Genomic DNA, 22079 nt, shown 5'->3' on the forward strand with positions numbered 1-22079 from the left:
TACGATAATGATTCCTATATCCATTCAAATCAAGCAAGCGTTGGCAAAATTAATCTTACCATTCTTATTTGTAATGGCGAGTTTAATCATGTTGCTTGGCCAGGCAAAACCCAAATTAATAGAAGATATACGGTTAAAAGTTATTGATTTTCTTTTGCCTGCCTATGTTTTGGTGGAGAGACCGTTTGATATTGTTCATGGTTTTTTTCTGAATGTTAATACAGTTAAAAATATTTCTCAGGAAAAAAAGAAACTTGAAGAGGAAAATGCGCAACTTAAGGGATGGTATCATGTTGCAATAGGATTGGCAGAGGAAAATGTTGAATTGAAAAATCAATTGCATTGGATACCCGATCCGACAATATCCTATATTACCGCACATGTTGCCGCAGATGGAAGCGGAATTTATCATAAAGCAGTTTTGGTGATGCTACAACCGGGGCATGGCGTGCACGCCGGTGAAATTGCCTTGAGTGGTTTCGGTTTGATAGGTAGAGTGACAGAAATTGGTGATCGTTCTGCCAGGATACTCTTAATCAATGATCTTGCCAGTCGAATTCCTGTTAATTTGATGAGTTCACATGTACAGGCGATTATGGCTGGTGATAACAGTCTTTATCCCAAATTGATTTTTTACCCGGAAGATAAACCTCCAACTGAAGGGGAGAAAGTTTTGACTGACAATAAAGGAAACGCTTTTCCGACTGGAATTCCTGTTGGTTTCGTACATTATCTTGAACCTGGACATCCCGTTGTTGTGCCTTACACTTCATTGGAAAGTCTGAGAATTGTTCGAATTTTTGATTTTAAAAATTATGATATCATTCCACCTGATGCACCGGGACGTGTAAATCTGGCTAAAAAGAAGATGAAAACCAGGCCCGTCGCCAATCCTGAATTACTAGGCCATGATTAGGAATGATTAAAAAAGAAAAATCATCTGAAAGTAAAACACATAAAAGGCATCCAGGGATACGTCCTTCTTTAACGAGGTGTCAAAAAATTGATGCTGTCATTCGTTGGATGGTTCCTTTGGGATTTAATCTGTTTGTAATTTTAATCTTTTCAGTTCCCTTGAATATTCCTGGCCGTAATGAACTTTTATTGGCTATTGTGATATCATCGGTTTATTTTTGGTCAATTTATCGTCCAACTTCCATGCCGGCAATTGGTGTTTTTTTTCTGGGGTTTCTTATTGATCTCCTAAACTTTTCCTCACCTGGTGTTGTGATTTTCATTTTACTCATTGTTTATGGAATGGCAATCACGCAGCGTTTTCGTCTGGCAAGATATAATTTTTTAATAGTCTGGTTAATTTTTTCAATAATTGCATTGAGTGTTTTTTTTATACAATGGCTGTTGATTTCTTTGTTAAGTTTAAAGCTGGTTTCAGTTTCATACTTTATATTTGAGATGGTTTTTGCTATAGGATTTTATCCGCTCTTATCAATCATGTTTACCTGGGCCCATCGTACCATAGCTGATCCCGAACAGGTGTAGAACAACTTGTAAAATGAAGAAAAGATTACCCTATCGTATCAGAAATGTATTGTCAGATACGAATTCGCGACGTGTATTTACGCGGCGGGCAATTTTGATTCTAGCGGCTCAAACAGGGATCTTGTCTTTATTGGCTAATCGTCTTTATAAATTGCAGGTTGTAAATGGCGACCGATATATAAAAATGGCCAAGAAAAACCTTATAAGCAAAAGGTTATTGTCTCCACCTCGTGGACGTATCCTTGATCGTTTCGGGGCCATTCTTGCCAATAACAAGATAAATTGGAGGGCCATGCTTATACCCGAAGAAACAGACAATGTTTCTGATGTGATAGAACGGTTTGCTGATTTAATTTCCTTGGATGAGCATGATTACGCCCGTATACAATGGAATTTGGATCATCAACGTCGTTTTATACCCATTATGTTGAAAGATTTTCTGTCTCGTGACGAAATGACGATTATCGAGGTGAATTCGCCTTCCCTACCAGGTATTGTCATTGATGTGGGCACTAAAAGACTTTATCCATTGGAAGGTTTGTTGGCTCATATTGTCGGTTATGTAGCGCCCCCAAATGATAAAGACATTGCACAGAATACCATTTTGGCGTTGCCAGGTATGCGAGTGGGTCGGTCCGGGATCGAGCAGACTCAGGAAAATGATTTATGTGGAAAGGCCGGTGAGGTTCAGGTTGAAGTAGATTCCGTGGGACATATCATTACAGAATTAGGCCATGTTGATAGTATCCAGGGCCAGGATGTGGCCTTGACCATTGATGTTGAATTGCAAAAGGAAATTTCCTCAATCGTCGCGGACCAATCCGCCAGCGCAGTTATTTTAGATTGTCGGAATGGGGAAGTGATGGCAATGGTCAGTAATCCATCTTTTGATCCTTCCTTATTTGACAGTGGTGTCAGTCATGCACAATGGAAGACCTGGATTCAAGATGAAAGGAGTCCCTTAACAAACAAGGCAGTGGCAGGTTCCTATCCTCCCGGTTCAACCTTTAAACCTGCTGTTGCCCTAGCTGCGCTTGAAGCTTCAACGATTACGGAAAATACGCGTATTCATTGCCCGGGTTATTATGATTATGGGGGAAGCCGGTTTCATTGCTGGAATAAATATGGACATGGGTCACTGGATTTGCATGGTGCCCTAAAATATTCTTGTGATGTATATTTTTACGAGGTTGCCCGCAGGACGGGAATGGAAGCAATTCATGCCACATGTGATAAGCTCGGTTTGGGAGTGGAGTTGCCGATTGAGTTGACTCATGTGCGTTCCGGGTTAATTCCCACTCCTAAATGGCGTGAGTCCCGAGGACATCACTGGAATGTAGGTGATACAATCGTCAGCGGTATTGGACAGGGATTTGTTCATGTAACCCCATTGCAGCTTGCCACTTATGTGGCGAGAATTGCCACGGGTAAAAAAATTGATCCGCATCTTATTAGGAAGCGCAATAATATTTTGGTTCCGCAAGCAGATCCAAACTATTGGCAAAAACTGGATATCAAGCCTGATTTTCTAAAAATGATCAGGTTTGGAATGTATGCTGTAGTCAATGAAAACAAAGGTTCGGGTGCAAAAGCAAAAATGGACTATCATGGTATGTTACTGGCTGGAAAAACGGGTACGGCACAGGTAAAGAGTGTTTCCCGTGCATTGAGAGAAAGTGGCCATTTCAACTCTGCTAATTTGCCATGGAAATATCGTCCTCATGCGCTGTTTATTTGTTTTGCACCTTATGATGATCCACAATATGCTATCTCTTTAATTGTAGAACATGGTAATGCTGCGGCTTCTGTTGCGGCGCCTTTGGCACGTGAGATGATGGTTGCAACATTAAAGTGTGATCCTGCAAAAAATTGGGAAAAAGATCAGTCTAAAAATACAAGAACGGAAACAGGTGATTCAAAACCATCTGAAGTTGAATGAAGTATAGACATAATGGTTTTTGAGAAACGTTTATTAAGAGCAGAACCAAATTTTAGAATTCTGGGCAAGCTTTGGCGAGTTAACTGGCTGTTTGTTGGATTGATCTGCCTTCTTGCAATGGTTGGTTATTTTGCCCAATATTCCGCTGGGGGAGGATCTTCCCATCCTTATGCTCATTCACAATTTGTTAAATTTTGCGTGGGTTTTATAATCATGATAGGGTTGGCGTTAACTCCTCCGCAAATATTGGTAAAACTGGCTTGGCCTCTTTATGGACTGGCTGTAATGTTATTGGTTGCAGTATTGCATATGGGGCATGTGGGTAAAGGAGCAGAGCGCTGGATTATAATTGGCGGTATTGCCTTGCAACCTTCTGAATTAATGAAAATTGCCTTGGTTCTTTTATTGTCCAGCTGGTTTTACAAAATTAGCTGGAAGCAGATGGCAAATCCATTACGCCTGATTATTCCTGCAATCCTTGTATTATTACCTGTTGTTCTTGTATTAAAAGAACCGAACTTGGGCACAGCGGTTATTATAGGTTGTATAGGGGCTGTTATTTTTTTTGCGGCAGGTATGCGCTGGTATTTGATTCTTTTGTTACTAACACCGATCCCGTTTGTCATAAAGTTGGTTTATAATCATTTGCATGATTATCAGAAAGCGAGGATTACCACTTTCATGCATCCTGAAAATGATCCATTAGGAGCGGGATATAATATCATCCAGTCAAAAATAGCATTGGGATCTGGTGGAATGTGGGGACAGGGATATTTGCATGGTACACAGGGGCAATTGAATTTTTTACCAGAAAAACAAACTGATTTCATCTTTACGATGATTGCAGAGGAATGGGGTTTTGTGGGGGGAATCTGTGTTATAGGGTTATTACTGTTAATTATTGTGGGGGGCATGGTTATCGCCATGCGGTCACGTAATCAGTTTGGTCGCTTGCTTGCATTGGGGATCACGATGAATTTCTTTTTTTATTGTGCAGTTAATCTTTCAATGGTTATGGGTGCCATACCCGTGGGGGGTGTGCCGTTACCAATGGTATCCTATGGAGGGTCAGCCCTGCTGACGGTAATGTTTGGATTTGGTCTTTTATTATCTGTACAAGTTCATAAAAATTCAACATTTGGTGAGGATCAATCTTATAAAAAGATATAATAATGACTGGAATATTACCTGCGACAAATAAAATTAGATCTAACTATATTAAAAGTATATATCAGGCTGGAACTGTTAAAATCAGAATAGGGCACTATCCTTTAAATTTACCCAAACGCTATAAAAGTAAGAAACTGGTTATGATGAGTGCCTGTAACCCGGGAGGAAGAATAAAGGCCAAGGGATGGAACAAGCGCATGATGCAAAAACTTTCCTTGTATTTGTCAGGCTATGATTACAGAAAAGGGACAGGAACTTTAAGAAATTTTTCAGAGCCATTATTTATGGTTGTCATGGATCCCAGCAAGGCGATCGTATTGGCAAGAAAGTTTCGTCAAAACGCGATTGTTGTTATACAAGATCAACGATTATCGCGTTTGGTATTTCTGAATTGATTGAATTAGAAAACAAAGTTCACCGCCATTTGAGGCTGAACAAAATTATTTGCATTATGTCCGTCCACGGTTAAAGCCGTTCCAACAATAATACCTATGCGGGTGGAGGGATTATATTCGATTGCTGGTGCAACCTGAATGTCATGGGAGGCACCATTTACTTTACGTTGATAGGAATGGGGTTTATCAAGATATCCTCCTTTTATTCGAGTGCCCTTTGCCCAATCATAAACAAGGTCAAAAGCCATTAACCATTTTTTATCCAGACCGTACTCCAGGGAAAAACCAGTATTGCCAAAAAGTTTTGATCTTGCTTTTCCACGAAATCCAGTATCAGTGCCGTAACTGCTAATATTGCGGAGATTAACGGAATTCAGAGGTTCCCTGCCCATACCCCAAACACGAACTCGAATGGCTTTATCAAATACCTGATATGCGGCTTGGGACTGCAATCCAAATCTCAGCGTATAATTGCCTGTTCCTGCACCGTCCAAATGACGACCAAGATTGTTATAATTGCCTGTTGGAAAGATCATGCCAAGGACAGTAGTTAGGCTAGGTTGGTAATGGGCATCTTCTTGATCAATCCAACGATATTGAATCTCAAAAGGTAAATCCGAGAAATGAACTGTACTAGCTGTTGTGTGACCGTTCCAGGTATAGCGGATCTGGGGCACAATCTGAACTGACAGGCGATCGGTTGCTGCATATTTAACCAATGTATAATTCAGGGTATTATCAGTTCTATGTTTGGAATTCTTGGTTTTTCCATTTGCCTGATAGGCACCACGGCTTATTGTGTTTTGCAAATACGGTTCGATAACAAAAGTCCCGGCATTGACCAATGCTCCGGATGGTGCCAACAAGGAACCCGTATATCTTTGTTCCTGTAAAATTTTGGAACCTGTATCTTCCTTGTTTTCCTCTTGTGTAGCTTCAAGCGCAATGTCGTTCGGGACAGCGTATACGTTTACAGAAGGGTTGAGTAAACCGAAAAAAACAAAACAAAAATAACTAATTTTAATTCTGTTTTTAAGCATACGAAATAGAATACAGGAATTGCTGAAAATTTGAGTCATAAAATGGCTCCTAGTCAGGGATAATTCATAATGCTTCTATAAAATGACCTTATAATTGTTATAAATTATAAGGTTATCAGATAGTTGCTTATTCTATATAGTTCAATCGCTTACGGTTGCAATATTGATGAAAAGTTAAATTTTATCAGATTAAAAAACGATGTTCACGGCACATTGAGGTTGAATGAAATCATTGGTATTATGGCCGTCAACGGTCAATGCCGCACCAGCGATAAGTCCAACGGCCGGTGTAAAGTTATATTCTATACCAGGAGCGATTTGAAAATCATGAGAGGCACCTGTGATATGGCGCAAATAACGCTGGTGATTATAATTTCCCTTAATATGTGTCCCCTGAGCCCAATCATACTGAAAGTCAAAGGCCAATACCCATGCTTTGGTTATTCCAAATTCAAATGAAAATCCGGCGTTGCCAAATAAGCCACCTCTGACTGTGCCTGCAAAACCCTGATCTGTACCATAGTTGCTTATCCCCTTGATATTTCGGTGACCAATAGGTTTTCGACCTACACCCCACCAGCGGAAGCGTATGGCGCGATGAAATATTTCATAGGCAGCTTGGGAATGAAGACCAAAACGTAGGGTATATTGTCCACTTCCAAAAGCATCAAGGGAACGGTTCAACTGATCAAAATTGCCGGTAGGAAAATTCATGCCCAGGAAAGTCGTGAAGCTGGGTCGATAATGTGCGTTATCCTGGTCAATCCAGCGGTATTGAAATTCTACAGGCAAGTCAGAAATATGTACACTGCTGGATGTGGTTTTACCGTTCCAGGCATAATTAACCTGTGGGGTTGCCTGAATGGTCAGATTATCGGTAATGGCGTATTTGATCAAAAGGAAACTGTCCGCTGAATCTGTCCTGTGTTTGCTATTTTTGACACTTCCATCGGATTGATAGGCCCCACGGCTGATTGTAGATTGGAGATATGGTTCCAAAGCAAGGATACCTGCCTTGGTAATGGCACCTGAAGGGGAAAGAAGGGAACCCGTATATCGTTGTTCATCCAATACATTGACACTGTCGGATATATTATTGATTGATGAATTGTTTATATCGGATTTAGATGCATTGCTTGCATATGTGTAATGTGAAGTAAATATCACAGAGATGCAAATTAACGAAAAATTTATTTTAGTATTATTGCAAAACAATAAAAATTGAGATACAGGGGTTTGTATGAAACGACGATGCATCAAAAAATTCCTCAATCAAAGTTATGGGGAAAACAAAAAATTATAACGATTTTTTATGATTAAATAATTTCAAGTGATCAATTAATAGTATTTATAACCATTTGTAATTAGTAAAGATTAAATATTATATTTGTTAAAATGGATTAAAATATTCATTTAATTGTTATCTTAAGATAAAATTGATCACCAATGTAATAAAATTATTCGTATTCATGATATCAATCTATAAAAAAATTTTATTTTAGCAAGAGATAAAAAAAATTTGTTATTCTACATCATCTTTTGGTCGATGACCAACCGTAACATCAAGTTTGATGGTTTTCTTGTTGCGCCTTATTGTCAGTTGTAAATTTGATCCAGGATGTGCAATGGCCACTGTTTTAATAAAAGTACGAATTGTGTCTACATGCTGATCGTCAATTAATTCAACACGGTCATTAATTTTGATTTTTGCCTTGTAGGCCGGGCCATCCAGATCAAGATCAATGATTTTCACTCCATTGTGTCCAGAATCCTCTTCAAGGGTAACACCAAGCCATCCGCGGTCAATAAATCCTGTTTTACATAGTTGAGTAACAATGGGGGCGGCGATTTCAGAGGGGATACCAAAACCAATTCCAACAGAACTTCCGGTAGGGGAAACAATTGCGGTATTCAAGGCGACAACTTGTCCGGCAAGGTTAAAGGATGGTCCTCCAGAATTTCCCGGATTCATTGGAGCATCCAATTGAAAAAAATCGTCAAAAGGGCTGGAACCAATATCGCGACCACGAGCTGATACAATTCCGGCAGTGACGGAAGAACCAAGGCCAAAAGGGTTTCCTGCAGCAAGAATCCAGTCACCAACCTCCACTTTGCGACTGTCACCCCATTGTACATAGGGAAGGGGATGATCGCTATCAATTTTGATGACTGCTATGTCTGTGAGAGAATCATTACCGATAACTTTTGCTGTGAAACGTTTTCCATTCGCAAGATATACTGTTATGTTGTTGGAAGTCCCGATTACATGCGTATTGGTTACTATGATCCCATGGGGATCAATGATAAAACCAGACCCAGCTTCTGTAACCCTACGGTTGCGGGTATGTTGACGTTGCCTGAATTCTTTTTCAAATGGTGTTCCCTTTAAGGAGGGTGGTATATGAATGTTTCTGGATTGTTTTGTATATATATTTTGGGAAACCGAAATGTTAACAACGGCTGGTACAACTTTTTTCACTAGCGGGGAAAAGGTCAGAGGCCCATTTTCTACAAGTGGTGTTGCGGAGGCCGTAAATGTGTCGGATGGAATGACTGTTTTTGATGGTTCGATATCTTTTTTATTTATATCCTGGGCATAGACGGGAAAATTGAATAAAACAATAATGAGATAAGTCTTGAGATTGAGACCTAGCTTTTTTTTTATCTGGTTTGAATATTCAATTGGTACAAACATTATTAATCTATTCAAAAAATTTAAGTTATTAAATAAACTATTATTCGTCATTCATGGGATTTTCTGGCCAGTGATGTTTGGGATAACGCCCCTTCATATCTTTTCTCATATCTTTCCAACCCTCTTTCCAAAAATTTTTCAAATCACTGGTTACTGCTTGAGGTCTATTGGCTGGGGACAGAAGGCAGCATTGTAATCGAATTTGTCCTTTTGCAATAGAAGGAGTATCTTTTATACCATAAAATTTTTGTGCATGTGCTGAAATAATGGGTGCGGGTTGTGTATAATCAATATAAAATTTATTATGATTCAATATAATAAATTCAGGAAATAACCGGTTTAGTTTTTGGCAAATATCATAACCAAGATAGGCTTCGAGAATATTTTTTAAGTCTATTTTTTTTAGATCTTTCAAATTATTGATTTGTGTGATCCAGGGGGATAGCCATTTTTCAATATGTAATTCTAGCTTGTCATCAGTTAAATCCGGAATTTTTTCTTCTGTTAAATATTGTCTTGCCCATGAAGCACGTGACTGTAATTGTTTCGTAGCCTCGTTCCAGTTCAAAGCCTTATAAAAATTGTTTTTAACATAGCCAAGCAAGACCGGATAAGCCTTTTCGTCTGGGGCTATATCGTTTCTGTCTTGTAGAATAAGCCGCCCAAATTTTACTTGTTTTCGGGCAATGACTTTTCCATTGGTTGGGTCAATAGAAATATTTTCTACATGACGGGACCGATTAAGGATAAAATCGGGAAGAATATCGGAATTCATGCGTGCTGCCAGGCAGATTCTGGCTTTTTTCTGAGTATGGATATTTGCAACAATTAATAGTTTTTCCTTTGCCAATATATCTTGTTGAGAAAGATATGCACTGCCACCGCCTGCCAATCGGAATGATCCAATTTCATCACGTTTTTGTGCCAATCGATCGGGAAAAGCGGCGCATAATAATTTGGCAGGATTTCCAAGAGATTTTTGGGTGAGTGGTATTTTTAATCTTTTGCGATATTCCTGGCCTATATGGTGGATACGGTGCCATAATTCCTTATCATGTTGATTATGCGGTAGGGTTTGTAGCCAGTTCAGACGAGTTTGGATATCGCAGGATTGGTCATGATTTTTACGAAAAGGATCACGCTCTTCCAGTAATGCAGCCAGATCGGCCGCCAATGCCTTTTCTTCATTTGAGGTTGCTCTTAACATCATTGACGCCAAACGTGGATGCGCACCGAATTGAATAATTTTTTTACCAAAATCAGTGATGAGCCCTTTTTCATTTAACGCACCTAATAAAGTCAGTATATTGCCGGCCGCCTCAAGAAGGCCATTGGAAGGAAAATCAGGAAAGACCAATTCCTTTATTGAGGTTCCCATAAGGTCTGTCCATGTTTTGCAAATCAATAAGAATTCACTTAATTCACTAGATAATATTTCAGGAGAATCATGCGGGATAAAACTTCGTTCCATCGCTTGGGTCCATAGACGATAGACAACTCCCTCAGCTTCACGTCCAGCCCTTCCGGCCCTTTGATCAGCTGCTGCCCTGGATATTCTTCGTGTTAAAAGTCGTGTTAGTCCAGTGTCTCCGTCCAATTGAGGAGCACGACGAAAACCTCCATCAATGACAATCCTTACGCCAGGAACGGTTAGGGAAGTTTCAGCAATGGAAGTGGTCAAAACTATCCGCCTTTTATCTTTGGCACTGACAGATCGCAAGGCCTTGTCCTGTTCTGTGGAATGTAATTCGCCATACAGAGGAAGAACTTCAGCATCTGGCAATGCAAGCATATTCATTGTGCGATGAATTTCAGCAATGCCTGGTAAAAATACCAGTATATTACCCTGATTTTTGTAATAAACATTCTCTATTTCCGCTGCGGTTATTTTGGGCAGATCTTTTATTGCATGAATATCTCTTTGTCGATGATGTATTGTTACAGGATGTATTCTTGATTTATTTTCAATAATCTGACAGTTTAATATTTTTTGTAGTTGAGACAAGGATGGTGTAGCCGACATTGCGATGAGCCTTAAATCCGGTCTCAGGTTTTTTTGAAGATCACGACACAAGGCAAGACAGAGGTCAGATTCAAGGGAACGTTCATGAATTTCGTCAAAAATAATGGCGGCAACTTGGTCAAGAAATGGATTGTTCAAAAGATGTCTCAAGAACAGCCCATGTGTGACAACCTCTATACGGGTTTTTGAACTGGCCACTTTTTCCATGCGGGTTCTGTAACCTATCGTCTGGCCAATGGTTTCATGATAAAGACAGGCCATCTGTTTTGCTGCGGCTCGGGCGGCAATGCGTCGTGGTTCCAGCATGATAATCCTATGTCCGTTTCGCCATGGAGCCTGTAGTAATGACAAAGGTACAAGGCTTGTTTTTCCTGACCCTGGTGAAGCTACAAGAATACAGTTCTGATGGGTAAGTAGATGATCATGGAGTTCTGGTAAGGTATTCTGTATTGGTAGGGAAATGGGATCAGGTTTAAACATAAGTTGAGACTAGTCGATAAAATGGCTTGGTGACATGAATGATTATTAATTTTGTTTATCTCATCTTTAAGATAAAAATGGAATATTATTGACAGGGACAGGATTAAATCAAGTGCGATTCTGGATTGCTATATTATTGATTGTAATAGGGTTTAACACGCATGTTATTTTGGGTAAAGAAAGCGATAGAATCTTTAAAGCGCATGTTGAGGCGAGTATCATCAGTGAAAGCGATTTCAATGATGATGTTGATCGGTCTTTACTAGCCCTTAAAATCAAACTGGAGCAAGGGTGGCACACTTATTGGCTGAATCCGGGAGATGCGGGAGATCCTGCTTCGTTACAAGTTTCAATCAACCATGATAGAAAAATTATATTTCCAAAAATAGAATGGCCTGTTCCCAAGCGGTTGTTTGAAAAAGGTTTATTGTCTTACATATATGATGGGGGAGTTATTTTACCTTTTTATCTTCATATTCCAGAATCCTATCGTGCCAAAGATCTGCATCTTCATATCAAGGCGACGTGGTTGATTTGTGCCAATATCTGTGTTCCCGTGCAGGCCGAATTTACAATTGATCTACCAAAAGGAAAAATCAATCAGGCAAATGAAGCGATCTTGATTCAAAAATCACTGAATAATAAACCCAGGCCTTTGCAACATAATTTATTCATTACACCAAATGGAAAATTGTGGGGCAATAAAACAGATCCTCTGTTTGATCAAGTGCAGGATGCTTGGTTTATGCCAGAAAGATCGGGATTGATTGATCAAGATCAAAAACAGCATTTTAAAATCAATCCAGAATATTTTGAATTGAAATTGCCCCTATTATCAAAAAAACGGCTTGATCAGTCCTTGGCTGGTATCTTGGCATTGAAGGATTACAATGGCAAGATTCATTACTGGTCAATTCATCCCATAATTAAAAAGAAACCTGTCTCACATATTCTGAATCTATTTTTATTGATCAGCAGTGCCTTTCTTGGTGGGTGCCTGTTAAATTTCATGCCTTGCGTTTTTCCTGTCATTGCCATGAAATTGTTATCCTTAAGTCGTTTGGGAAATAAAAACCGTGCCTATCAATACCGGTCATGTCTGTCATACACGGCAGGGATCTTAAGCAGTTTTACGGGTATATCGCTCATATTTATAAGTCTGCGCTGGATGGGAAAACAGATAACATGGGGTTTCCAGTTTCAATCGGTTTCATTTTTGATAATTCTATGCTGGTTATTATTTATCATTGCCTTAAATCTTCTGGATGTCTTCACGATAAATTTTTCATTTTATTCAAGAACAAATTCATCCTCTTACCTTTCTGATTTTCTTACAGGTATTCTTGCTGTCTTGGTTGCAACACCTTGCACCGCGCCATTTATGGGTATAGCTGTAGCAGCCGCCTTAAATAGTTCAGCCGAAAAAACTTTTTTTATATTTATAGGAATGGGATTGGGTCTATCCTTTCCCTATTTGCTATTGGTTTTTATTCCAAAATTGACCCGTTTTTTACCGAGACCAGGAATATGGATGGAAATATTGAAGCAATTTTTGGCATTTCCCCTATTACTTAGCTGTGTGTGGCTGGTATGGGTAATTTATCAGCATGATCAGTCCATATCTTTATTAACTGTTTTGTTAGGCTGTGTTTTAATTGGATTTGGAGCATGGTTATTGGGTAAAAATCAGCTATTGCGATATAAAACTGCTACACGTGTATTTCAAAGGGTTTCCAGTATCACGCTTATTCTGATTTTCATTTTGTTAGGGGGTATGATCACGGAAATGAATCTTGTGCAATCCTCTAATGAAACAGTGGAAAATAGGGAATATATGGTATTTTCATTAAAGAATGTTCAGCAATTGCAGATTGATCATAAAGCTGTATTTGTTAACATGACGGCAAGTTGGTGTCTAACATGTCTCGTTAATGATAAGGTTGCCTTATCCAACCGAAAAGTAAGAGACTATTTCCATCGTCATCATATTCAATATGTGATTGGTGATTGGACACATCACAATAATGAAATCAGTCGTTTTCTAAAACAGTTTGGACGGGAAGGGGTTCCACTTTATATCTATTATCCTGCCTATGGAAACCCCAGGGTGTTGCCCCAAATCCTGACCCCGGATTTGGTGATAAAAAATATTGAAAATGTTAAAAATTAAAAATCGAAATAATAATTACAAGTAGTGAAACAACTCATAAAGTGATAAATTGCCATTGAAAATATAATAATTATAAATGGATATCAAGGTTTGTACAAATGAAGGTAGGGTTATTCATTCCATGTTACATGGATGCATTGGAACCTGAAGTTGGTATTTCAACTTTAAAGTTATTGGAACGTTTTGATCTGGATATTACATATCCTTTTGATCAAACCTGTTGTGGTCAACCCATGACTAATACGGGGTGTCATAAAGAGGCTGCCGCGACTGAAACCCTGTTTGTGAGGAATTTCTCGCAATTTGATTATATTGTCATGCCATCGGGAAGCTGTACGCATCAGGTTCGTTCCAATTTTGATGCCATCGAACAGACTGATGAGGTAAAACATGTCAGAACGCATACTTATGATCTGGTTGAGTTTCTGCATGATATTCTCAAGATTGATTCTTTTCCCTGGGCGTTTTTTCCCTACAAGGTTGCCATTCATAATAATTGCAATGCATTGAGAGGACTAAGACATGCGAGCATGTCAGAATTGAGGGAACCATATTTCTCAAAACCCAGGGATTTGCTTGAAAAGGTAAGAGGAATTGAATTTGTTGAATTGACACGTCCTGATGAGTGTTGTGGTTTTGGGGGGACTTTTTCAGTTTTTGAGGAGGGTGTTTCAGCAAAAATGGGTCAGGATAAGGTTATGGACCAATATAATAGCGGTGCAGAATACGTAATTTCCGCAGACAGCTCTTGTCTCATGCATCAGCAGGGATGCGCGCAACGGATGAAAATTCCCGTGAAATATGCCCATATTGCACGCGTTCTGAATGGAGATCTACAATGAATGTCAATATTAATTCAGACGTGAATGATGCGGCGCTTCAACATGAAGTTGGCGCAAGGGGCGCGGTTGTCAAAGGTAATAAACCCATAGATCAGCTTGAAGCCGCCAATCGCTTTATCGCTGCGCAGGCCCACGAGAAAATGCATGATAACCGTTTATGGGATTTACGTAAAAAGCGTGATGCGCAAATGCATCTTATCCCAGAATGGGAGGAACTTAGACAGTTGGCTTCGGATATCAAGGAGCACACGCTTGATCATCTTGCTCATTATCTCGAAATGTTTGAAAAAAATGCCAAAGATAATGGTATTCATGTTCATTGGGCGCAAAATGCTGAAGAGTGTAATTCGATTGCCATCGAGTTGATGAAAAAACGCCAGACCAAAATTTTAGTGAAAAGCAAATCCATGCTTGGGGAAGAATGTGGTTTGCGAAAGGCTGTGGAAAAGGAGGGGATCAACGTAATTGAAACGGATCTGGGTGAACGGATCCAGCAATTGGACAATGAGGATCCAAGTCATGTTGTTGTTCCGGCTGTTCACAAATCCCGTACGGATGTTTCCAGGGTTTTTACCAAAACTCTCGGGGCACAGGCGGGCAATAATGATATACATTATCTTGCCGAAACCCAGCGCGAAACAAATCGTCCCTTGATCCTGAAAGCCGAAGCTGGCATGACAGGAGGAAATTTTTTGGTTGCTGAAACGGGTGCGGTGGTTGTTTGCACGAATGAAGGGAATGCCGATCTTTCTGCCAATACACCCGGGATGCATATTGTAACGGTCGGAATTGAAAAAATAGTTCCAGGGCTTGAACATCTGGCAGTATTCATTCGTTTATTGTCACGTAGTGCGCTAGGTTCCCCAATAACACAATATACATCTTATTTCCGGGGGCCCAGACATCATGGCGGGGAAATGCATGTCATACTGGTCGATAATACGCGTTCCACCCGTTTAGCTGACAAGAAATTCAAGGCAGGCTTGAAATGTATACGCTGTGGTGCCTGTATGAACACATGTCCCGTGTTTCGTCGTAGTGGTGGATTAAGTTATGGAAGTACCTATGCAGGGCCAATTGGTTTGATACTTAGTCCGGGATACAATGCACATAAATTTCGTAATCTTCCCTTTGCCTCAACCTTGAATGGCAGTTGTTCCAATGTCTGTCCTGTTAAAATCAATATTCATGAACAAATTTTTGAGTGGCGAGAGACATTGGCAGAAAAGGGTGAATTGTCACTTGCAAAAAGAATATTGATGCAGGCCGCCGGGAAAATTTTGGGCAATCCAGCCCTGTACAGGGCCGCGATAAAAAATGCCGATCGGGCATTGAAATATCTCCCACATTTTATTGTTTACAATAACCTCAATAAATGGGGAAAGCAGAGAGATTTGCCACCTGCACCCAAGGAGACCTTTCATGGCTGGTATGAAAAGAATTATCTGAAAAAGGAAAGTGTTAATGAATAGTCGTGATATCATTTTGGGCAAAATCCGCAAGGCCTGTGTTGATGAATATGTTAAGCCTCCTTCTGTTCCCTTTTTTCACCAGAATGATCCTGATTTGATAAAAAAATTTAAGAAAGTTTTTGAGCAGATGGGGGGTGAATTACTGGAAAATCATGCCGATAATCCTTTTGAGTCGATTTATGAAAAACTTTCAAACGCAAAGAATATCTGTTCTGTTGTTAGGGAAATAAAGGGTGATTATAATATAACGGATCAAACGCCTCCGAATAGTTTGCATGATATTGACTATGCAGTTGTCAGGGCAAGTTTTGGTGTGGCTGAAACAGGATCTGTTTGTCTTACCGAAAAAGATCTGGTTGTAAATACTTTAGGTTATTTGCCGCAACATCTGGTCGTTTTATTGAACAGCTCCGAAATCGTGGAAAACCTGCATGATGCGTATGCACGTCCGGAATGGAGGCGAAATCATTATGCAGCACTACATACAGGTCCCTCGGCCACCGCAGATATTGAAGGGGTATTGATCCATGGCGCCCAGGGTGTACGTTCATTTTCCTTGTTATTGCTTTAGAATCTAGTATTTTTTGGAAATGGCTGATTGAGGCAGTGTTCCCAATACCCCAACAGGATATTTACCTTTAGTTGAAGAAACAGGTTGTGTATCATGGACTGGGGGTGCGGCAGATTCATTGTTGGGAATGCCATCAGGGAAAACAGCATTTAAATCTGCGTTTGAAGCAGAAGGTTTGTTGGTGGCAGGTGCTATAGTCCTGTGATCGGGAGGGAACATATCATGTTTTACAGCGGTTGAAGATGCCTTATCATTCAAATCCTGTGTTTTAATTGAGTCTGAAATTGGTGTGCCTGTGGCATCAACAATCCAGGGCTCCAAATGATTGCGAATTTGATATTCTAGTTCCACATTGACATCTTGCATCATTTTTTGGGTAATATCATATAAATTTGCTCGACTATCTAAGTCTCCCTTATTATGATCAGTCTGGTATGTATGATTTGTACTGACCTGAATTGAGCCAACTTTTCTATTATTGTTGTTATAAATATCAAGACGAATATCAATTTGCCCGTAAACGGCATCATCATTGTTTTCTTGCAAAGAAGCTCGGCTGATTGTAAATATAGCCTTTCCGGATGTGCCTCTTGCTTTAAGACGATTATTAACCATGTTATTCAAGGCCATGGCGGGAGGGGTCGGGCTTAAATTGGAAATATCCCTTGGATATTGATTTGCGTTAGAATGATCCTGTATGCTTATTTGTCCAACATTCAGGAATATAGGGGTTAGATAATCATATGTTAGTGGTGCATATTGAGTGGTATCTTTATGTGCACAAGCTGATAATATCACGACCGGACTAATCCATAAAAATGCAGATAAATAAAATTTAAATCGATATGATAACGATTTGCGTAATTCGAATGACATGACAACCCCTTGATATTTATAAATTCATTAATTGCTGGTTACGTTAAAACAGGTTAATTATACGTATATATTTAACCTGTTTATCATGATATAATCCTATTCCAAAATTTAGTCATGATAACAAATCTTTTGAAAAAATTATATCATATTACTATTCCAATTTTATGAATGATATAATTTGTTTAGAATAAAATATGACAATGATTATGATAATAGAGAGTTAAAAGCTTATTTGTTTGAAACAATACGAAGAAATCATAATTTTATTAGGTGTTATTTATTAAGACAGTTTTTTATCTGTTTTTTGGTTATTTAAAAATTAAAAAGTGAATATTATAATTAGTAAAAATTCTATAGAATTCACATTTGTTTATATTCAACAAATAGAAAATTTTAACATTATTTTGAATTTGCTTATTAATCGATATTATTTTTATTAGATTTCTTTACGAGAAAAAATAAAATCGTAACAGCAAAATTCGCATGTCATGATAATTTTTTCATTTTCTGCCATGCTATCAAGTTCATCTTTGGAAAAATTGTTCAAGACCTCTTGTAACCTTGATCGGGAACAACGACAACCATAAGCGACACTTTTCGGCTTGCCAACAGAAAATTCCAAACTGTTGAAAAGACGATAAAGTAATTTTTCTGAAGCCAGATTTTTATCAAATAACTCTGAAGCTTTTAAAGTGTTGGCTAAAATACATATTGTTTCCCATTCTTTTTCATCATTTTCAGTGGTTGGTTTCAAAACGATTGAATTTTCATGGGCAATTTTTTCAAGAATTAGGCCGCCAGCTTGCCATTTATTTTGATAGCATTCGCAATATAATTGAATTGAATAGGGAAACTGCTCACTATTTTCAAAATAGTGACTGGCCATTTCTGCAAGTGTTTCTCCTGTCAGTTCAACCATCCCCTGATAATTGTCTTTTTTGTCTTGTTGGTCTACGGTCAGAACGAATAATCCTTTTTTCAAAAGTGTTTTTGCTGATGCATTTTCAGTAAAATCATTTATTTTGTCTTTGTCATAACGAATATAGAAGCGTAGCTCGCCTTTATGGGTACAATCAGCAACCAACATTGACACGACTCCCTCTCCCTTGATTTGCAAAGAAAAAGATCCCTCAAATTTTAATGATGAAGCCAGGCCAGCAACTAATGACAAAGCTTCACCTCCCAGTTTGGTGATACAGTCTGGGTAGTTGTGGCGTTCAAGAATGGAATGAGCTACAGGTCCCAAACGAATGAGCCTTCCTCTTGCCGAAGAGAAGAAAAAAGGCGTAATTCCCTTGCCGTAGGTAATATCTGGAACATTGGGTCGATCATTATTGGAATGATGAAGGTTTTTCATGGTTATCTTCTCAAGAAAAAAGCGAATAGCCGAGAAATCTTTTTTGAAAAGATAGGCTAAATATTGTCTATTTCAAGAATGGAATTAACGGGAGCCGTAATCACGCCAATTATCACCCATCAAAGCCCAAATCAGAATGGCTTTGTGTGCATGAAGACGATTTTCAGCTTCATCGAAGACAACTGATTGTTTACTTTCAAAAACCTCAGCGGTTACCTCTTCACCGATATGGGCAGGCAAGCAATGCATGAAAATGGCATCATGGGCGGCTAGTTTCATTAAATCGAGATTAACTTGATAAGGATGCAATAATTTCAAGCGTTGTTGTTTTTCAGAATCATTATCAGACATGCTAACCCAGGTATCGGTAACAATACAATCCGCATCTTTAACTGCCTTTTTTGGATCTGTGGTCAGCTGAATGTCTGCCCCCATTTCTTTGGCCCATGACAGTATGGTTTTTGAGGGTAATAAATCGGGTGGGGTGGCTAATTTAAGAGTAAAATCAAATTGTGCGGCAGCTTCAATGAAAGAATTTGCAACATTGTTACCATCGCCAACCCAGGCAATTACACGTCCCTTGATAGGACCTTTATGTTCTTCAAAGGTCATGACATCAGCCATGACTTGTCCAGGATGCGAGGCGGGAGTCAGTCCGTTAATAACGGGGACTGAACTTAATTGTGCCAATTCGGTCAAATGTTCGGTACAGCCTGTTCGAAGAACTATGCCATCCACAAATCTTGAAAGAACGCGGGCAGTATCGGCAATGGTTTCGCCCCGGTCAATCTGCATTGTACTGGTTGATAAAACAATCGGATTACCGCCCAGTTGATGAATTCCCACCTCAAAAGATACGCGTGTACGGGTTGAAGGTTTGGAAAAGATAAGTGCGATTGAACGTCCTTTCAGAGGTTGGGCAGGATGTGAGGGATATTTTCTATCTTCCTGCATTCCTTTGATTTGAGAGGCAAGGGTGATTATATCTCTTAAATTTTGTTTACTAATATCTTTGAGTTCTAAAAAGTGTTTTATTTTTTTGGATTGAGAAATAATTGGGTTATTCATAGAAATTACTCATTGAACAGATTTCAGGTTTTTACGTAATTGCTCGGCAGCATTTCTTAACCGGTGAATACCATCCAGGCATTCCTCCTTGGTTATAATTAGGGGAGGAATTATGCGAATGACATTATTTCCTGCCAATACGGTCAGTAGATTTTGCTCTAGGGCCGCATTTTGTATCTCGTTTGCAGGAATGGCTCCCTTTAATCCCAATAAAAGACCTTTTCCGCGAACTTCAGCGTAAACATCTGGATAAATCTCGGTTAATTGTTGCAGTTGTTCCTTTAGATACAGTCCTGTTTCCCGTATATTTTTCAGGAATCCAGGTTTCAATATGATATCCATAACTGCATTTCCAGCCGCACATGCAAGAGGGTTTCCTCCAAAGGTTGATCCATGCGTTCCAAAGGTCATGTGTTTGGCGATTTTTTCCTTGGCAAGAAAAGCGCCCATGGGTACGCCCCCGGCGATACCCTTTGCCAATGAAAGAATATCAGGTTCAATATCTGTCCATTGATAGGCAAAAAATTTACCTGTTCTGCCAACTCCGCACTGAACTTCGTCAAATCCTAGGAAAAGATCATTCTCATCACAAATTTGTCGCAATGCCTTTAGAAAATCAGGAGAAATAACAGTGATTCCACTTTCGCCTTGTATGGGTTCGATCAGAAATCCTGCCGTATTCTGGTCAATGGCTTCTTTTACCAGGTCAATATCATGTATTGGAATATGTTTGATTCCAGGTATTTTAGGCCCGAAACCCTCCAGATATTTTTGATTGCCTGTCGCATTCAAAGTTGCAATAGTTCTTCCATGAAAAGCGTGATTAAAACAGATGATATCTGTTCTTTCTGGATGGTTGTTTTTATATTGGGCGCGACGAATAGCCTTTATGACTCCTTCGTTTGCCTCTGCCCCAGAGTTGCAAAAAAACACACTGTCGGCAAAACTTATTGCTATTAATCTTTCGGCTAATTTTATTGCCTGAGGAATTTGGTATAAATTGGAAACATGAATGACTTTTTTTGCCTGTTCCGAAATGGCTTTACATAAAAGGGGATGATTATGACCTAGAGATGATGTTGCAATTCCAGCCCCGAAGTCCAGAAATCGTCGCCCATCAACCGTAAAAAGCCACACGCCGTTTCCATGGTCAAAGGCAAGGTCTGCACGATTATAGGTGGGCATCAAAGCGGAAATCATAATCTCTCTTGTCGATTTTATTGAAGGAAACAGACATAATTAATGATTGAGAAAAAAAAGTCAATTTATTCCTAATATAATCAAGGGTAATTGATTGGATAATGTTTAAAGGGAAGTGATGCAAATCATGTCAAACAGGATACAGCTTCCTGACTTAAAAGAGTATGCACTGAATTATCTTGCCCGTTATAATAATACCGAGGCAGGATTGGTTAAACTTTTAAGGCAGAAAGTCAATCGTTGGATTAAACAAATTCAAAAGGAGGACGATCAAGATTACGATGAAATTCTCAAGAAGGCATACGATAAGATTGATCAGATTGTCAATGAATTGAAGCAAAATGGCGGTATTAATGATGACAGATTTATTTTTTCCAAAATGCCATCCTTGATCCGTGCGGGTTGTTCCAAAAAACAAATTCAGGGACGTTTTATACAAAAGGGAATCAATCCCTCCTTAATTCAGTCCTCCTTGCAAGAATATCATGATGATCATCTTGAGCTGCTATCCGCTTTGGCCTATGCACGGAAAAGGAAGATTGGACCATTTCGTCAGCGTTTGTTAAAAAAAACAGCTGAACTGAAGGATCGTGAACAAATGATCCTTGCAAGGCGTGGATTTTCGTTTACAATCTCAAAAGAAGTTTTATCGATGACCCATGCAGAGGCAGAAGAATGTATCAATAAAATACGTTCTTTATAGGGGAAAATGAAATCAGGATTTTTTGTTCGCGTCTTAATCATGTTTTTTGGAATTCTACCCTTGCTGGCTGCCTGTGGAGGGGGAAGAAGCTATCATGGCTCCTTGCAATGCGCACCCTATGCCCGCAAGATCACTGGTGTTGAACTTCAGGGGGCAGCCTATAGTTGGTGGTATCAGTCAAGAGGGAAATATTATAGAACCAAAAGGCCAGAACCGGGGGCAATATTGGTTTTTCGTAAAACTTCCAGATTACCTTATGGGCATGTTTCTGTCGTAAAAAAACTTCAGGATTCACGCACGATTATTGTTGATCATGCCAATTGGGAAGCGCAGAGAATTGATCACAAGGCGCCAATTATAGATGTTTCATCACGTAATGACTGGTCTTTGGTAAGGGTTTGGTGGGCTCCTACGGGAAAAATCGGGATCAAGCGATATGCGACTTATGGTTTTATTATTCCCAACAAGTCGTGATCGAGGCAACAAAAAACCGCGTGATTTGCAATTTGGTGTTAAAAGTAAAATATAGTATGATAATTTTAATTAAATTATGATATTTCCTGTGTTTAAGTTAGAAA

19 protein-coding genes are annotated in these 22079 nt (G+C 39.2%); 11 read left to right on the forward strand and 8 right to left on the reverse strand.

Annotated elements, in window-relative coordinates:
• Positions 1–7: 7 nt before the first annotated feature.
• Genes mreC through H3R33_RS01620 form a run of 5 tightly spaced genes read left to right on the forward strand, consistent with a single transcriptional unit; the run spans position 8 to position 5004 of the window.
• Positions 8–916, forward strand: coding sequence for a rod shape-determining protein MreC (gene mreC, locus H3R33_RS01600; protein ID WP_110438295.1), 909 nt, complete (start codon positions 8–10; stop codon positions 914–916).
• Positions 917–918: 2 nt separating this feature from the next.
• Positions 919–1500, forward strand: a complete 582-nt coding sequence (locus tag H3R33_RS01605; RefSeq protein ID WP_230882768.1) for a hypothetical protein — start codon at positions 919–921, stop codon at positions 1498–1500.
• 13 nt (positions 1501–1513) lie between these two features.
• Positions 1514–3439 (forward strand): penicillin-binding protein 2, encoded by a 1926-nt coding sequence (mrdA, locus tag H3R33_RS01610; protein ID WP_198184607.1) that lies wholly within the window; start codon positions 1514–1516, stop codon positions 3437–3439.
• 12 nt (positions 3440–3451) lie between these two features.
• Complete coding sequence (gene rodA / locus H3R33_RS01615; protein ID WP_110438293.1) at positions 3452–4609, forward strand: rod shape-determining protein RodA; 1158 nt, start codon at positions 3452–3454, stop codon at positions 4607–4609.
• Between the two features lie 2 nt (positions 4610–4611).
• Complete coding sequence (locus H3R33_RS01620) at positions 4612–5004, forward strand: DUF3293 domain-containing protein (protein WP_198184608.1); 393 nt, start codon at positions 4612–4614, stop codon at positions 5002–5004.
• Between the two features lie 5 nt (positions 5005–5009).
• On the opposite strand, the gene H3R33_RS01625 is transcribed toward H3R33_RS01620, so the two are convergent.
• The 4 genes from H3R33_RS01625 to hrpB all read right to left on the reverse strand — a co-directional run bounded on the left by H3R33_RS01625 (position 5010) and on the right by hrpB (position 11242).
• Positions 5010–6083 (reverse strand): hypothetical protein, encoded by a 1074-nt coding sequence (locus H3R33_RS01625; protein ID WP_198184609.1) that lies wholly within the window; start codon positions 6081–6083, stop codon positions 5010–5012.
• Between the two features lie 150 nt (positions 6084–6233).
• Entirely contained in the window at positions 6234–7301 is a 1068-nt protein-coding gene (locus H3R33_RS01630) for a hypothetical protein (RefSeq protein WP_110438291.1), read from the reverse strand.
• Between the two features lie 265 nt (positions 7302–7566).
• Positions 7567–8739, reverse strand: coding sequence for a S1C family serine protease (locus H3R33_RS01635; protein WP_155568306.1), 1173 nt, complete (start codon positions 8737–8739; stop codon positions 7567–7569).
• 40 nt (positions 8740–8779) lie between these two features.
• On the reverse strand, positions 8780–11242 hold the full coding sequence (hrpB, locus tag H3R33_RS01640; RefSeq protein WP_198184610.1) for an ATP-dependent helicase HrpB: 2463 nt from the start codon (positions 11240–11242) through the stop codon (positions 8780–8782).
• A gap of 88 nt (positions 11243–11330) precedes the next feature.
• On the opposite strand from hrpB, the gene H3R33_RS01645 reads away from it, so the two are divergent.
• The 4 genes from H3R33_RS01645 (at position 11331) to H3R33_RS01660 (ending at position 16297) form a co-directional block, all read left to right on the forward strand.
• Positions 11331–13412, forward strand: a complete 2082-nt coding sequence (locus H3R33_RS01645; RefSeq protein WP_198184611.1) for a protein-disulfide reductase DsbD — start codon at positions 11331–11333, stop codon at positions 13410–13412.
• A gap of 98 nt (positions 13413–13510) precedes the next feature.
• On the forward strand, positions 13511–14254 hold the full coding sequence (locus tag H3R33_RS01650; RefSeq protein WP_110438287.1) for a (Fe-S)-binding protein: 744 nt from the start codon (positions 13511–13513) through the stop codon (positions 14252–14254).
• Positions 14251–15726, forward strand: a complete 1476-nt coding sequence (locus H3R33_RS01655; protein WP_198184708.1) for a lactate utilization protein B — start codon at positions 14251–14253, stop codon at positions 15724–15726. Before H3R33_RS01650 ends, H3R33_RS01655 begins: the two co-directional genes overlap by 4 nt.
• The gene (locus H3R33_RS01660) at positions 15719–16297 is read left to right on the forward strand and encodes an LUD domain-containing protein (RefSeq protein ID WP_198184612.1); all 579 of its coding nucleotides are present in this window, start codon (positions 15719–15721) and stop codon (positions 16295–16297) included. The genes H3R33_RS01655 and H3R33_RS01660 overlap by 8 nt, the downstream gene beginning before the upstream one ends.
• Positions 16298–16300: 3 nt before the next feature.
• Here the strand turns inward: H3R33_RS01660 and H3R33_RS01665 are convergent, their stop codons facing one another.
• From H3R33_RS01665 to H3R33_RS01680, 4 genes are all read right to left on the reverse strand, one after another.
• A complete protein-coding gene (locus tag H3R33_RS01665; protein ID WP_198184613.1) occupies positions 16301–17173 on the reverse strand; it encodes a hypothetical protein in 873 nt (290 codons plus the stop codon).
• 436 nt (positions 17174–17609) lie between these two features.
• Positions 17610–18530: an Hsp33 family molecular chaperone HslO gene (locus H3R33_RS01670; RefSeq protein ID WP_198184614.1), complete on the reverse strand. Its 921-nt coding sequence runs from the start codon at positions 18528–18530 to the stop codon at positions 17610–17612.
• Positions 18531–18614: 84 nt separating this feature from the next.
• Positions 18615–19598 (reverse strand): ornithine carbamoyltransferase, encoded by a 984-nt coding sequence (argF, locus tag H3R33_RS01675; RefSeq protein WP_122123811.1) that lies wholly within the window; start codon positions 19596–19598, stop codon positions 18615–18617.
• 9 nt (positions 19599–19607) lie between these two features.
• Entirely contained in the window at positions 19608–20798 is a 1191-nt protein-coding gene (locus H3R33_RS01680; protein ID WP_198184615.1) for an aspartate aminotransferase family protein, read from the reverse strand.
• Positions 20799–20916: 118 nt separating this feature from the next.
• Between H3R33_RS01680 and H3R33_RS01685 the strand changes: the two genes are divergently transcribed.
• Together H3R33_RS01685 and H3R33_RS01690 are read left to right on the forward strand one after the other, a co-directional pair.
• Positions 20917–21501: a regulatory protein RecX gene (locus H3R33_RS01685; protein WP_155567105.1), complete on the forward strand. Its 585-nt coding sequence runs from the start codon at positions 20917–20919 to the stop codon at positions 21499–21501.
• Between the two features lie 6 nt (positions 21502–21507).
• Positions 21508–21975 carry a CHAP domain-containing protein gene (locus H3R33_RS01690; RefSeq protein WP_230873441.1) on the forward strand — a complete coding sequence of 156 codons (468 nt, stop codon included), beginning with the start codon at positions 21508–21510 and terminating at the stop codon, positions 21973–21975.
• Positions 21976–22079 lie beyond the last annotated feature (104 nt).

Origin of the sequence: Commensalibacter sp. B14384M2 (genome assembly GCF_016101865.1) — a bacterium.
GTDB lineage: Bacteria > Pseudomonadota > Alphaproteobacteria > Acetobacterales > Acetobacteraceae > Commensalibacter > Commensalibacter melissae.